Annotated in this window: 1 protein-coding gene; it reads left to right on the top strand. The window is 59.5% G+C overall.

Annotated elements, in window-relative coordinates; translation table 11 throughout:
- A partial coding sequence (locus tag K9U40_RS23775; RefSeq protein WP_349239464.1) for a cation:proton antiporter occupies positions 1–452 on the top strand: 452 nt, incomplete at both ends.

Raw genomic sequence — 452 nt, 5'->3', positions numbered from 1 at the left:
CCCTCGTTGCGCGCCCAGTGGCTGTGGCCGCCTGCACGATATGGTTCGGGTTCGAACGCAACGAACTGCTCTTCATGTCGTGGGCTGGCCTGCGCGGCGCCGTGCCCATTATTCTGGCAACCATCCCAATGGCGTCGAATATGGATCGTGCGGACAAGTTCTTCGACGTTATCCTGGTTCTCGTTGTTGTCTTCACCTGCATCCAAGCCCCAACTCTGCCTGCCGCCGCGGATATTCTCGGCGTCGTCGATCCCCAGATGGCTAAAGATGTCTCCATCGAGGTTGCGCCCCTCGACGAGATCGCTGCTGACTTACTGCAGGCCGACGTGCCCAAAGGGTCGCGTCTGGCTGGGGTGACAATCCGCGAACTGAGACTTCCACGCAACTGCGTCGTTTCCCTTATCATTCGCGGTGACAGATCCTTTACCCCGCACGCCGGAACAGTGCTGGAA

This window comes from Xanthobacter autotrophicus, assembly GCF_030015065.1.
In the GTDB taxonomy this organism is placed as follows: Bacteria; Pseudomonadota; Alphaproteobacteria; order Rhizobiales; family Xanthobacteraceae; genus Xanthobacter; species Xanthobacter autotrophicus_D.
This window is presented reverse-complemented; position numbering and strand designations above follow the sequence as displayed.